The sequence below is a fragment of the Kitasatospora sp. NPDC050463 genome, assembly GCF_040655255.1.
Classification (GTDB): domain Bacteria; phylum Actinomycetota; class Actinomycetes; order Streptomycetales; family Streptomycetaceae; genus Kitasatospora.
Map to the genome: position 1 here is coordinate 1 of NZ_JBFAJO010000048.1, position 15506 is coordinate 15506.

Below are 15506 nucleotides of genomic sequence, written 5' to 3' on the forward strand. Positions count from 1 at the left end.
GTCAGGGTGTGCTGGCGTTGGAGACCCGGGACGCCCTGCACCTCCTCGACACCGCACTCGCGACCAAGGAACCGAACCTCGTGGCCGCGCGCCTGGACGCCGCCGTGCTGCGGACCGAGGCGGAGAACGACTCGCTCGCGCCCTTGATGAGGGAGCTCGTACCAGCGTGGGCACGGACGGAACTGCGCGGCAGCCGGCCGGATTCGGGGTATCGGCAGAGGCTGGCGGCGCTGCCGGAGGCCGAGCGCGCTGGCGTGCTGTTGTCGCTCGTGCGGACGGAGATCGCCGGTGTCCTGGGCCATGGAACGGCGGGCGAGGTTCCGGCCGGCCGGGCGTTCACGGAGCTGGGCTTCGATTCGTTGACCGCTGTGGACCTGCGCAATCGGCTCAACAAGGTCACGGGCCTGTCGCTCCCGACAACGCTGATCTTCGACTACCCCAGTCCGGCCGAGCTCGCCGGCTTCCTGCTCCCGCAGCTTGTCGAGGTAGAGACGGAACAGCCGCGGGCCGTGCTCGATTCGGCGTCCTCGCCGGTGAATCCGGCAGCGGACGAGCCGATCGCCATCGTCGGGATGGCCTGCCGCTACCCGGGCGGAATCTCCTCGCCGGAGGACCTCTGGCGCATGGTCGTGGCCGGTGACGAGGGCATCTCGCTGTTCCCGGAGAACCGTGACTGGGATCTCGACGCGCTCTACAGCCCGGACGCCGACCAGCTCGGCACCTTCTACACCAAGGAGGGCGGGTTCCTGCACGACGCGGGCGAGTTCGATGCGGAGTTCTTCGGGATCTCGCCGCGTGAGGCGTTGGCGATGGACCCGCAGCAGCGGTTGTTGCTGGAGACGTCGTGGGAGGTGTTCGAGCGTGCGGGCATCGATCCGACCACGTTGCGCGGCACCGACACCGGTGTCTTCGCGGGGGTGATGTACCACGACTACGCGTCGCGGCTGTCCACCGTGCCGGAGGAGCTGGAGGGATATCTCGGCAACGGCAGCGCGGGCAGCATCGCGTCCGGGCGGTTGTCCTACACGTTCGGTCTCGAAGGTCCCGCGGTCACCGTCGACACGGCGTGTTCGTCGTCGTTGGTGGCGTTGCATCTGGCGGCGCAGTCGTTGCGGCAGGGTGAGTGTTCGCTGGCGTTGGTCGGTGGTGTGACGGTGATGTCGACGCCGGGGGCGTTCGTGGAGTTCAGCCGTCAGCGGGGCCTGGCGGAGGACGGCCGGTGCAAGTCGTACGCGCAGGCGGCGGACGGCACGGGTTGGTCCGAGGGTGTGGGCGTGCTGTTGGTGGAGCGGTTGTCGGACGCGGTGCGCAACGGGCATCGGGTGTTGGCGGTGGTGCGTGGCACTGCGGTGAATCAGGACGGTGCGTCGAACGGTTTGACGGCGCCGAACGGGCCGTCGCAGCAGCGGGTGATCCGGCAGGCGTTGGCGAACGCCCGGTTGTCCGCCGCCGAGGTGGACGCGGTGGAGGGGCACGGGACGGGTACCACGTTGGGTGACCCGATCGAGGCGCAGGCGTTGCTGGCGACCTACGGGCAGGAGCGGCACGAGCCGTTGTGGCTGGGGTCGGTGAAGTCGAATCTCGGTCACACCCAGGCCGCTGCTGGCGTCGCCGGTGTCATCAAGATGGTGATGGCGATGCGCCACGGTGTCCTTCCGGCCACGTTGCATGTGGATGAGCCGTCGTCGCATGTGGACTGGTCGGCGGGCGGGGTGCGGTTGCTGACGGAGCAGACGGCCTGGCCGGAGGTGGAGCGTCCACGCCGTGCGGCGGTGTCCTCGTTCGGGATCAGCGGCACCAACGCGCACGTGATCCTTGAGCAGGGGCCGGCGGAGGAGCCGACGGAACTGCCGGTGCAGGCCGGGCCGGTGCCGGTGGTGCTGTCCGCCGCCGGGGAGGTCGCGCTTCGTGCGCAGGCGGCGCGACTTGCGCCGCTGGTCGACGACAGCCCGGTGGCCGTCCTGGGGCAGGCGTTGGCGAGGACGCGTGCGGCGCTGGACCACCGTGCGGTGGTGGTGGCCGGTGACGCGGCCGAACTGCGGCGGGGCCTGCTGGCGTTGGCGGCGGGGGAGCCCGACGCGGGTGTGGTCACCGGCAGCGCGACGAACGGCGGGTGGGCGTTCCTGTTCGCGGGGCAGGGCGCGCAGCGGGTCGGCATGGGGGGCGAACTGTACGAGCGGTTCACGGTGTTCGCGGATGCGTTGGACGAGGCCCTCGAACGTCTCGGTATCCGTGGGGAGTTCTTCGGTGCGGATGCCGAGGCTCTGGAGGGGACGGGTGTCGCGCAGCCGGCGCTGTTCGCGTTCGAGGTGGCGCTGTTCCGGCTCTGGGAGTCGTGGGGTGTGCGGCCGGATGCGGTGGCGGGTCACTCGGTGGGTGAGATCGCGGCCGCTCATGTGGCGGGTGTGTTGTCGCTGGAGGACGCGTGCACTTTGGTTGCCGCTCGCGGTCGGCTGATGCAGGCGCTTCCGGCCGGTGGGGTGATGGTGGCGGTGGAGGCCTCCGAGGAGGAGGTCCTGCCACTGCTGGGTGACGACGTCTCGCTCGCGGCGGTCAACGGGCCGACGTCGGTGGTGGTTTCGGGCGCCGAGGACGCGGTGGAGCGGATCACAGAGGCCCTGGCGGATCGCCGCTCGCGCCGCCTGCGGGTCAGCCATGCCTTCCACTCACCCCTGATGGACCCGATGCTCGACGACTTCCGCCAGGTACTCGCGGGCCTGTCCTTCCACTCGCCGACGCTGCGCTTCGTCTCCACCGTCACCGGCGCTCCGGTGTCGGAGGAGATCGCCACACCCGAGTACTGGGTGAAGCACGCCCGCCAGGCGGTCCGCTTCGCCGACGCCGTGCAGTCCCTGCACGCCGACGGGGTCGAGACCTTCGTCGAGCTCGGCCCCGACGGCGTCCTGAGCGCCATGGGGCGGGAGGTCGTGGCGGACGGCTGCGCGCTGTTCGTGCCCGCGGTGCGCCGCGACCGCGACGAGTGCGTGGCGGTGCTGACCGCGCTCGCCCACGCCCACGTCCGAGGCGCCACCCTCGCGTGGGACGCGGTGTTCGGCCGGTCCCGGGTCCCCGCCGTCGACCTCCCGACCTACGCGTTCCAGCGGCGGCACTACTGGCTGAAGGAGGGCGCGCAGTCGGCCGGTCAGCCGGCGGCGGGCTTCGGCACCGCCGGTCATCCGCTGCTCGGGGCCGTGGTGGAGCTGCCGGACTCCGGGGGATGCCTGCTCACCGGCACGCTGGCGCTGGACGCGCAGGAGTGGCTCGCCGACCATGTCATCGCGGGCACCGCGCTGGTGCCCGGTACGGCGTTCCTCGAATGTGCCCTCCGCGCGGGCCGCGAGGTGGGTTGTGACCAGGTGGCGGAGCTGGCGCTGGAGGTGCCGCTCGTCCTTCCGGAGCGTGGGGACGTGGCGGTCCAGGTGGCCGTGGCGGCCCAGGACGAGCACGGGGCCCGGCCGTTCAGCGTGTACGCCCGTCGGGGCGAGGACGCCTGGGTGCGGCACGCCACCGGTGTCCTGACCGGAGCCGTGCCCGGGGAGCCGGTGCCGGGCCTGCCCGGTGCCGAGGCCGCCGGGTGGCCGCCCGCGCACGCCGTGCCCGTCGATCTCGCGGACTTCTACCCGCGCCTGGCGGAGGCCGGGTTCGGGTACGGACCCGCCTTCCAGGGGCTGCGGTCGGTGTGGCGGCACGAGGACGAGTTCTGGGCGGAGGTGAGCCTGCCCGAGGACGTCGTCGCGCAGGCCGGCCTCTTCTCCGTGCACCCGGCCCTGCTGGACGCCGTCCTCCACGCCACCGCGCTGATCCGGCCGGAGGCCGGGCTGCCGTTCACCTGGAGCGGCGTGCGGGTGGCGGGGGCGGGTGCGGCGGAGCTGCGGGTGCGGATCGTGCCGGGGGCCGACGGCGCGCTGGCGCTGACGGCCCACGACGCCTCGGGTGCTTTCGTGCTCTCCGTGGATGCTCTGACGTTCCGTCAGGTATCCGAGCGTCAGTTGCGCGCGGCCGGTGGCGGGCGGCAGGCGCTGTTCCGGGTCGACTGGCAGCCTGTCGTCCCCGCCGGCGGGAGCGCGCCCGGGTACGCCGTGCTGGGGCGGGACGCCCTGGGCATCCCGCTCCGGGACACCGACCGCCTCGTCGCCGACCTCGCGTCGCTGTCGGTGGAGCTGCCCCTGGAGGCGCCCGCGGGGGCACCTTCGGGCGCGTCCTCGGAGGCGTCCTCGGGGGACCCGTCGGCGACGTCCGCCGAGGTGCCCGAGCTGGTGGTCCTGCCGTGCTTCGGTGAGCCGGGGCACGCCGGTCCCGCCGGGGAAACCGACCTGCGGCCCACCCTGACAAGGGTCCTGACGATACTTCAGGACTGGGTCGCCGACCCGAGGTTGGAACGGGCGCGACTCGCGGTCGTCACCCGTGGCGCCGTCGCGCCGCACGACGGCGAGGACGTCCCCGACCTCACCGGCGCCGCCGTGTGGGGCCTGGTGCGGGCCGCTCAGGCGGAGTACCCCGGCCGGTTCGTCCTGGTGGACGTCGACACGCCGGACGCGCTGGCCCCGGCGCTGGCCACCGCACTCGCGGCGCGCGAGCCGCAACTCGCCGTGCGCGCCGGTGCCGTGCGCGTGCCCCGGCTGGTCCCCGCCGCCGGGCGGGCGGAGCCGGTCGACTGGGACCGGGACGGCACCGTCCTGATCACCGGCGGTACCGGGGCGCTCGGTACCGAGATCGCCCGGCACCTGGTGACCGCACGCGGCGTGCGGCACCTGCTGCTGGTGAGCCGCAGCGGTGGCGGGGCGGGCGCGGAGGCCCTGGCGGCCGAGCTCGCCGGCCACGGCGCCGAGGTGCGGGCCGTCGCCTGCGACGTGTCCGACGAGGACGATCTGGCCCGCGTGCTGGCCGACGTCCCGGTGGACCACCCGCTCCGCGCGGTGATCCACGCGGCGGGCGTCGTCGACGACGCCGTCCTGCCCTCCCAGAGCGCCGGGCGGCTGGCCACGGTGCTGGCGCCGAAGGCGGACGCGGCGCTGCACCTGCACCGGCTGACGCGGCATCTGCCGCTGGACGCCTTCGTGCTCTTCTCCTCCACCACCAGCCTCTTCGGCGGGCCGGGGCAGGCGAACTACGCGGCGGCCAACGCGCTCCTCAACGGGCTGGCCCAGCACCGGCGCGCGGCCGGCCTCCCGGCCTCCGCGCTGGCGTGGGGGCGGTGGGAGAGCGACGGCGGCATCGTCGGCGGCCTGGCCGAGGCCGATGTGCGCAGGATGGCCCGGGCGGGGATCGGCGCGCTATCCCCGGCCGAGGTGCTGGCACTCTTCGACGCCGCGGTCGGGGCCGGGGAGGCCGAGTTGGCGGCCGTCCTGCTGGACCGGGCCGCCCTGCGCGCCCAGGCCCGCTCGGGCACCCTGGTGCCGCTGCTGCACGGTCTCGTGCCGGCGCCGCGGCGGCCGGAAGGCGGCGCCGCGGGCCAGGGCGGCGCCGCGGACCCGGACGGCGGCGCGGAGCTGCGGACCAGGCTCGCCGGGGCGGCGGAGGCCGACCGCGCCGACCTGGTGCGCCGGGTGGTCGTGCGGGAACTGGCCGGGGTGCTCGGGCACCACGACGCCGGCACGGTCGACGCCGACCGCGGCTTCTTCGAGCTGGGTCTGGACTCGCTGACGGCGATCGACCTGCGGACCCGGCTGGACGCGGCCACCGGGCTGCGGCTGCCCACCGCGGTGCTGTTCGACCACCCCAACGCCACGGCCCTGGCCCGGCACCTGACGGCGGCTCTCGCGCCCGCCGAAGCGGTGGCCGACGGCGATGCCGAGCTGCGGCGGATTGTCGCCGCCATTCCCGTCGACCGCTTGCGCGACGCGGGGGTCCTCGACCTGCTGTTGCGGCTGGCAGGCTCCGAGGACGAACAGAAATCGATGGATCATCACATGGCTGATTCCGGTGGTATTGACGAAATGGCTCTCGACGAATTGATCCAGATGGCACAGGATGATCAGCGAGACCGGGACTGACGGGGGTATCGGTGAACCAGAGCAAAGAGCAGATCATTGAGGTGTTACGGGGTTCGCTGAAGGAGACGGAGCGGCTGCGCCGTCGCAATCGGCAGCTCGTCGACGCGGCGCACGAGCCCATCGCCATCATCGGAATGGCGTGCCGCTACCCCGGTGACGTACGAAGCCCCGAGGACCTCTGGCGCCTGGTCGAGGAGGGCCGCGACGCGGTCGCCGGATTCCCGGCCGACCGCGGCTGGGACCTGGAGTCGCTCTACCACCCGGACCCGGACCGGACCGGCACCAGCTACGCCCGGGAGGGCGGCTTCCTCTACCCGGCGGCCGACTTCGACCCCGAGTTCTTCGGCATCAGCCCCAAGGACGCGCTGGCGATCGACCCGCAGCAGCGGCTGCTGCTGGAGACCTCGTGGGAGGCCGTGGAGCGGGCCGGCATCGACCCGACCACCCTGCGCGGTGAGCAGGTCGGCACGTACGTCGGCGTGATGTACAACGACTACGCCGGCCGCCTGCACCGCGTCCCCGAGGGCTTCGAGGGCTACGTGGGCAACGGCAGTTCGGGCAGCGTGGCCTCCGGGCGGATCGCCTACACCTTCGGCTTCGAGGGCCCGACGGTCACCGTCGACACCGCCTGCTCCTCCTCCCTGGTGGGCCTGCACCTGGCGGTCGGGGCGCTGCGGCAGGGCCAGTGCTCGCTGGCGCTGGCCGGCGGCGTCACGGTGATGTCCTCCCCGGCGGCGTTCATCGAGTTCAGCCGGCAGCGCGGCCTCGCCCCCGACGGCCGCTGCAAGTCCTTCTCCGACCGGGCGGACGGCACCGGCTGGGGCGAGGGCGTCGGCATGCTGCTGCTGGCGCGGCTCTCGGACGCCGTGCGGGACGGGCACCGCGTGCTCGCCGTGGTGCGCGGCACCGCGGTGAACCAGGACGGCGCCTCCAGCGGGCTGACGACCCCCAGCGGGCCCGCCCAGCAGCGCGTGATCCGCGCCGCGCTGGCCGACGCCCGACTGCTCGCCACCGACGTGGACGCCGTGGAGGCGCACGGGACCGGAACGCCGATCGGTGATCCGATCGAGGCGCGGGCCCTGCTGGCCACCTACGGCCAGAACCGTGAGGTACCGCTGGCCCTGGGCTCGGTGAAGTCGAACATCGGCCACACGCAGGCCGCCGCGGGAGTCACCGGCGTCATCAAGATGGTGATGGCGATGCGGCACGGCACTCTGCCGCGCACTCTGCACGTGGACCGGCCGTCCCCGCAGGTCGACTGGTCGGCCGGCGCGGTCGAGCTGCTGACCGCCGCCCGGCCGTGGCCGGAACTGGACCGGCCCCGGCGCGCCGCGGTGTCCGCGTTCGGCGTCAGCGGCACCAACGCGCACGTGGTGCTGGAGCAGGCCCCCGCGGTGGAGCGGCCGGCGCGCACCGGTACCGTGCCGGTCGTGCCGTGGGCGCTCTCCGGCCGGACGGAGGACGCGCTGCGCCACCAGGCCCGCCGGCTCAACGCGCTGGTGCAGGACCACCCGGACCTCGACCCGGTGGACGTCGCACACACGCTGGCGACCGCGCGCACCCGGTTCGACCACCGTGCGGTGGTGCTCGCCGCCGACCGGGCCGGGCTGTGCGCCGCGCTCGCCGGCCTCGCCGCCGGGCGCAGCCTGCCGGACGTCGTCCGCGGGCGGGCCGCGGGCTCGGCCCGGGTGGCGTTCGTCTTCCCCGGCCAGGGCGCCCAGTGGGCCGGCATGGCCGTGCCGCTGCTCGACTCCTCCCCGGTGTTCGCCGCGCGGATGGCGCAGTGCGCGCAGGCCCTCGCCCCCTACCTGGACCGCGACCCGCGCGACCTCCTGCGCGAAGGCGCTCCGCTGGACCGGGTGGACGTCGTGCAGCCGGTGCTGTGGGCGGTGATGGTGTCGCTGGCCGAGGAGTGGCGCTCGCTGGGCGTGCGGCCCGCCGCCGTGGTCGGACACTCCCAGGGCGAGATCGCCGCGGCCTGCGTGGCGGGCGCGCTGTCGCTCGACGACGGCGCGCGGATCGTGGCGCTGCGCAGCCGGGCGCTGCTGGGGCTCGCCGGGCGCGGCGGAATGGTGTCGGTGGCCCTGCCGGTGGACGAGGTGCGGGCGCGGCTCGCGGAGCGGGGCGGGGCGCTGTCCGTCGCGGCGGTGAACGGCCCGTCCTCGGTGGTGGTCTCCGGCGACGACGCGGCGCTGGAGGCCTTCCTCGCCGCGCTCGCCGACGAGGGCGTCCGGGCCCGCCGGATCGAGGTGGACTACGCCTCGCACTCGCACCACGTCGACGCCGTCCGCACCGAGATCGCCGAGGCGCTCGGCGTGGTCGAACCGCGCCCGTCGGAGATCCCGTTCCACTCCACGGTCACCGGCACGCTGCTGGACACCACCGCGCTGGACGCCGGCTACTGGTACCGGAACCTGCGCGAGCCGGTCGGTTTCGAACCGGTGATCAGGGGGCTGCTCGACGACGGGGTGACCTGCTTCGTCGAGGTGAGCCCGCACCCCGTGGTGTCGGTCGGCGTGCAGGAGACGATCGACGCGGCCGGGCGTGACGCCGCCGTGGTCGGGACGCTTCGCCGGGAGTCGGGCGGGCCGGAGCGGATGCTCGCCTCGGCGGCCGAGGCGTACGTCCGCGGCGCGGCCGTGCGGTGGGAGTCGGTCCTCGCCGAGGCCGGACCGCGCCCGGTGGACCTGCCCACGTACGCGTTCCAGCACCGGCGGTACTGGCTCGACGTCCCCGCGCCCAGCGCGGTCGAGAGCGGCCGGGACGCCTGGGAGACGTCGTTCTGGCAGGCCGTCGACTCGGCGGACGGCGCGGCGCTGACCGAGCTGCTGGCGCTGCCCGCGGACGCCCCGCTGGGCTCCGTCGTGTCGACCCTGGCGACCAGGCGCCGCGGCCGCACGGAGCGCGCGGCCCTGGACGAGTGGCGGTACCGGATCGTCTGGCGCCCGCTCGCGCTCGGCTCGGCGCCCGGCGCGTCCGGGACGTGGCTGCTCGTGGTGCCCCCGGAGCACACCGCCGACCGGCGGGTCACCGCGCTCGCCGAGGCCCTGCGGCAGAGGCGCCTGGAGGTGCTGGTCACCGAGGCGGCGGAGCTCGCCGACCACGGCGGGGCCCCGGTGACGGGGGTGCTGTCGCTGCTGGCCCTGGACGAGTCCACCGCGCTGCACGGCACGGCGGACCTGGTCCGGGTGCTGGGCACCACCGGCATCGAGGCACCGCTGTGGTGCGTCACCGAAGGAGCGGTCTCCACCGGCGACGACGACGAGCTGACCAGCGCCGTCCAGGCCGGGCTGTGGGGCCTCGGCCGGGTCGTGGCGCTGGAGCAGCCGCGCCGCTGGGGCGGTCTGGTCGACCTGCCGCCGCACCTGGACGACACCGCGCACGACCGTCTGGTCGCCGTCCTCGGGGGCGTCGACGACGAGTGCGAGGTCGCGATCCGCGAGGCGGCGGTGTTCGTGCGGCGCATCGTCAGGGCGCCGCTGCCCGAGGCCGCCGTGGAGCCGTGGCGCCCGCGCGGCACCGTGCTGATCAGCGGCGGCACCGGACTGATCGGCGCCCACGTGGCCCGCCGGCTCGCGGCCGACGGCGCCGAACACCTCGTGCTGGCCGGACTGCGCGGACCGGACGCCCCGGGCGCGGCCGAGCTGGAGCGGGAGCTGACGGCGCTGGGCGCCCGGGTCAGGATCGTCGCCTGCGACGTGTCGGTCCGGTCCGAGGTCGCGGCGCTGCTCGACTCGCTGCCCGCCGACGCTCCCCTGACGGCGGTGCTGCACGCGGCCGGGGTGCTGGCCGACGGCCTGGTCGACACCCTCACCCCGCAGCGCTTCGCCGAGGTGATGGCGCCGAAGGTGGACGGTGCGCTGCACCTGCACGAACTGACCGGCCATCTGGACCTCGACGCGTTCGTACTGTTCTCCTCGGTCGCCGGCAGCTTCGGCGCCGCCGGCCAGGGCAACTACGCGGCCGCCAACGCCCAGCTGGACGCCCTCGCGCAGCAGCGCCGCCGCAGCGGACTGCCCGCGACCTCGATCGCCTGGGGGTCCTGGGGCGCCGGGATGGCCGAGGACGTCGCCGACCGGCTGGCGCGGCGCGGGTTCCCGGCCCTGGACCCGGACCTCGCGGTCTCCGCCCTGCTCCAGTCGATCGCCCGGGACGAGACCCACCTGGTGGTCACGCACGTCGAGTGGGACCGGGCGGCGCCGGTCTTCACGATGGCCCGCCCCAGCCCGCTGATCCGCGAAGTGCCGCAGGCGCGGAGGGCGCTGGACAGCGCCCGGACGGCCGCGGACGGCACCCGCCCGGACGCCTCGGCGCTGGCGGCGAAGCTCGCGACGGTGCCGGCCGACGCCCGGCCACGGGTCCTCCTCGACCTGGTCCGCACCGAGGCGGCGGTCGTCCTCGGGCATGCCACGCCCGACGCCGTGGACGCGACCCGCGCCTTCCGCGAGCTGGGCTTCGACTCGCTGTCGGCCGTGGAACTGCGCAACCGCCTCTCCGCGGCCACCGGGATCGCGCTGCCCGCCAGCCTGGTCTTCGACCACCCCTCGGCCCGCGCGCTCGCCGACTTCCTGCTCACCCGGGTGACCGGTACCGGGCCGGCCGTCCCGGCGCTCGCCGAGACGGCGGCCGGCGCGGACGACGACCCGATCGCGATCGTCAGCATGGCCTGCCGGTTCCCCGGCGGCGTCACCACACCGGAGCGGTTCTGGGAGCTGCTCGCCGCGGGCGGCGACGCGATCTCGCCCTTCCCCACCAACCGCGGCTGGGACCTCGCCAGGCTCTACGACCCCGACCCGCACCACGACGGGACGACCTATGCCCGCGAGGGCGGGTTCCTGCACGACGCGGGCGACTTCGACGCGGCGTTCTTCGGCATCTCACCGCGCGAGGCGCTGGCGATGGACCCGCAGCAGCGACTGCTGCTGGAGACCTCCTGGGAGGCCGTCGAACGGGCGGGCATCGACCCGACCACCCTGCACGGCACCAGCACCGGCGTCTACGCGGGCGGCATGCACTCCTTCTACGGGGCGGCCACCCCGCCCGGGGAGGGGCTCGAAGCCCACCTCATGACCGGCGTGTTCACCAGCGTCCTGTCCGGGCGGGTGTCCTACACCCTCGGCCTGGAGGGCCCCTCGCTCACCGTCGACACGGCCTGCTCCTCCTCCCTGGTGGCCCTGCACCTGGCCTGCCAGGCGCTGCGCCGCGGCGAGTGCACGCTGGCCCTGGTCGGCGGCGTGGCGGTGATGCCCTCCTCGGGCGGCTTCGCGGGACTGAGCCGGCAGCAGGTGCTGGCGCCGGACGGCCGGTGCAAGCCGTTCGCGGCCGCGGCCGACGGAATGGGCATGTCCGAGGGCGCCGGCGTCCTGGTGGTGGAGCGGCTGTCCGAGGCCCGCCGCAACGGCCACCCCGTCCTGGCGGTCATCCGGGGCAGCGCGATCAACCACGACGGCGCCTCCAACGGGCTGACGGCGCCGAACGGGCCCTCGCAGGAGCGGGTGATCCGGCGCACCCTGCACGCCGCCGGACTCACGGCGCGCGACGTCGACGTGGTGGAGGCGCACGGCACCGGCACCCGGCTGGGTGACCCGATCGAGGCCAACGCCCTGCTCGCGACCTACGGCCGGGACCGGGACCGGCCGCTGTGGCTCGGCTCGGTGAAGTCCAACATCGGCCACACCGCCGCCGCGGCCGCCGTGGCCGGCGTGATGAAGCTCGTCCTGTCGATGCGGCACGGCGTCCTGCCCAGGACCTTGCACGTCGACGCCCCGTCGCCGCACGTGGACTGGGAGTCGGGCGAGATCCGGCTGCTGACCGAGGCCCGGCCCTGGGAACGCCAGGACGGCCCGCGTCGCGCGGCGGTCTCCTCGTTCGGGATCAGCGGTACCAACGCCCACCTCGTCCTGGAGGAGCCCCCGGCGGCCGACCTGGCGGACCTGCCCGAGGCGGCCGACCGGCCCGACCAGGCCGACCGGCCCGAGGCCGCCGAGCAGCCCGCGCCGCCGGCCGTCGTCCCCTGGGTGCTGTCCGCCCGGACCGGCCGGGCCCTCGACGAGCAGCTCCAGCGGCTGCGGAGCAGGCTCGCCGAACAGCCCGACCTCGACCCGGCCGACGTCGGGCACTCCCTGGCGCACGGCCGTGCGCTGTTCGCCCACCGCGCCGTCCTGCTCGGCACCGACACCGCCGGACTGTCCCGCGCGGCCGCCGGGGAGACCGGTGCGGACGTCGTCCGGGGCGTCGCCGGCGGTGAGGCGCGGCCGGTGTTCGTCTTCCCCGGGCAGGGCAGCGAGTGGCCTGCCATGGGGCGTGAACTCCTGGCGACCGCACCCGCCTTCCGCGAGCAGGCCGAGGCCTGCGACGCGCGGATCCGCGCCCTGACCGGCTGGTCCGTGCTCGACGTGCTGCGCGGCGACGCCGTGCCCTCCGAGGACCGCCTGGACGTGTACCAGCCGGTGCTGTTCACCATGATGGTGTCGCTGGCCGCGCTGTGGCGCTCCCATGGGGTGGAACCGGCGGCCGTGGTGGGGCACTCGCAGGGCGAGGTCGCCGCCGCGTACATCGCGGGGGGCCTGTCCCTGGAGGACGCCGCACGGATCATCGTGGTCCGCAGCGACGCCTGGGCCACCCTGGCCGGGAGCGGCGGGATGACCGCCGTCCTGCTGCCGGCCGACGAGGCGGCGCGCCGGATCGAACCCTGGGGCCGGCGACTGTCGGTGGCCGCCGTCAACGGGCCGGGCTCGTGCACGGTCTCCGGCGACGCCGACGCCTGCGACGCGTTCGTGGCCGCCTGCGCGGCGGACGGCATCCGGGCCCGCCGGGTGCCCGGCGTGACGGTGGCCGGACACTCGGCCCATGTGGACGCGCTGCGCGAGCGCCTGCTGCGCGACCTCGCGCCGGTCACGCCCGGGCCGGGCAGGATCCCGATGTACTCCACGGTGACCGGGGACGTGGTCGACACCGCGACCCTCGACGCCGCCTACTGGTACCGCAACGTCCGGGAGACGGTGGCCTTCGAGGCCGCCGTCCGGGCGATGAGCCGCGACGGGTACCGCACCTTCGTCGAGGCCGGTCCGCACCCGCTGCTGGCGCTCTCGATCCAGGAGACCGTCGAGCAGCAGGGCGGCGAACCGGTCGTCGTCCCCACGCTGCGCCGGGACGAGGGCGGCCTGCGGCGGTTCCTGACGTCGGCCGCCGAGGCCCATGTGAGCGGTGTGAGCGTCGACTGGCGGGCCGCGTTCCGGGGGGCGGGCGCCCGCCGGGTCGACCTGCCCACGTATCCGTTCCAGCACGAGACCTTCTGGCTGGACACCCCGGTCGCCGGCACCGTCCCGGTCGCCGGTGCGGGCGGCGCCGCCACCGCGGCCGACCAGGCCTTCTGGGCCGCGGTCGAACAGCAGGACCTCACCGCGCTGACCTCCACGCTGGAGATCGGCACCGACGCCGAGCCGGCGGTGCGAGCGGCGCTGCCCGTCCTCGCGTCCTGGCGCCGGCAGCTGGACCGGCGCTCCGCCGTGGACTCCTGGACGTACCAGGTGACCTGGCAGCCGCTCGCCGCCGCCCCCGCGGCGGTGCCGGGCGGCAGCTGGCTCGCCGTGGTGCCCGAGGCCCTGGCGGACCACCCCACCGTCACCGCGCTGGTGGAGGCCCTCGAACGGGCCGGTGCCGAGGCGGTGCGGGTCGAGGTGGGCGCCGCCGAGCTCGACCGGGAGATCCTGGCGCGGCGCCTGCGGGCCGCCGCCGACGGGGCCGAGGTCACGGGCGTGCTGTCGCTGCTGGCACTCGACGGCTCGCCGAGCCCGGAGCGTCCCACGGTCGCCGCGGCCACCGCGGGCACCCTGGCTCTGGTACAGGCGCTCGGCGACACCGGGACGGCCGCCCGGCTCTGGTGCGTCACCAGCGGTGCGGTGTCGGTGGACGACACCGACCCGCTCCGTGACCCGACCGCCGCCCAGGTCTGGGGCCTGGGCCGGTCCGCCGCGCTGGAACAGCCCGAACGCTGGGGCGGCCTGATCGACCTTCCGCAGGACGTGGACCGACGGGCGCAGGACCGGTTCGTCGAGGCACTGGCCGGCCTGGGCGCGGAGGAGGACCAGCTGGCCGTCCGCGCCACCGGCGTCCTCGGCTGCCGGCTCGTCCGGGCCGCGGCCCCGGGCCCGGACACCGGGTGGCGGCCCACGGGCACCGTGCTCGTCACGGGCGGCACCGGCGCGCTCGGCCGGCACGTGGCCCGGTGGCTCGCCGGCGAGGGCGCGCCGCACCTCGTCCTGGCCGGCCGGCGGGCCACCTCCGCCGCCGGCGCCGACGAACTCGTCGCCGATCTCACCGCCCTGGGCACCCGGGTGACCCTCGCGGACTGCGACGTGGCGGACCGCGCGGCCCTGGCGGAGCTGCTGGCCTCGGTGCCCGGGGACGCCCCGCTGACCGCGGTGATGCACGTCGCCGGCGTGGTCGACGACGGCCCGGTCGACGCGCTGACCCCGGAACGCCTGGAGCGGGTCTTCGCCTCCAAGGTCGCCGCCGTGAACAACCTCCACACGCTGACCGAGGGCCTGGACCTCACGGCGTTCGTGCTGTTCTCGGCGTTCGGCGGCACCGTCGGCAGCGCCGGTCAGGCCAACTACGCGGCGGCCAACGCCTACCTGGACGCCTTCGCCCGCCACCGGCGGGCGCGCGGGCTGCCGGCGACCTCGGTGGCCTGGGGCGCGTGGGGCGGCGGCAGCCTCGACTCGCGTGACGACGCCGAGGCCAGGCTTCGCAGCCGGGGCGTGCGCGCGATGGATCCCGAGCTCGCGATGGACGCGCTCCGTCGCGCGGTACGGCACGACGAAACGTTTCTGCTCGTGGGCGACATCGCGTGGGACCGCTTCGCCCGGGGTCTCGCCTCGCTGCGGCCTAGCCCGCTGCTCAGCACCGTCCCCGAGGCACTGGCGGCCATGGCGGAGGCCGGGACCGGCGGCAACACCGACTCGGTGGACACCCTGTCCGCCCTGCGCGACCGGCTGGCCGCACTCTCCCAACCGGAGGGCGACGACCACGTCCTGACCCTGGTACGCGCCGAGCTCGCCGCGGTGCTCAGGTACGCCACGCCCGACGCGCTCGACGTGGACGGCCCGCTGACCGGGCTCGGCCTCGACTCGGTGACGGCGGTCGAACTGCGCAACCGGCTCAGCCGGCTCAGCGGCATGCGACTGCCGGTCACCCTCGTCTTCGACCACCCGACGGCGCGCGCCGTCACCGCCCACCTGCTGGAGCGGATCCGCGAGGAGTCCGGCAGCCCGGCCGCCGCGCTGCTGGAGGAGCTCGAAACGCGATTGCCCGCAATCGCCTCCGACGACCTCACCCGCAAGGTCGTCATCACCCGGCTGACCTCGCTGCTCGCGCAGCTGACCGAGGAACAGCCGGAGCCCGCGTCCGTCGAACTGGCGGAGGCCACGGACGACGAGTTGATCGAGTACATCGGCAAGGAATTCGGCATCTCCTGACCGTCCGACCGACAGGCTTTCGTTTCTTCGAGGG

2 protein-coding genes are annotated in these 15506 nt (G+C 75.1%); both read left to right on the top strand.

What is annotated here, in order from left to right; genetic code table 11:
- Positions 1 to 17 precede the first annotated feature (17 nt).
- Positions 18 to 5993 (top strand): SDR family NAD(P)-dependent oxidoreductase, encoded by a 5976-nt coding sequence (locus AB0J08_RS26930; RefSeq protein ID WP_360639500.1) that lies wholly within the window; start codon positions 18 to 20, stop codon positions 5991 to 5993.
- Positions 5994 to 6004: 11 nt separating this feature from the next.
- Positions 6005 to 15472: a type I polyketide synthase gene (locus AB0J08_RS26935; protein ID WP_360639503.1), complete on the top strand. Its 9468-nt coding sequence runs from the start codon at positions 6005 to 6007 to the stop codon at positions 15470 to 15472.
- The last annotated feature ends 34 nt before the right edge of the window (positions 15473 to 15506 follow it).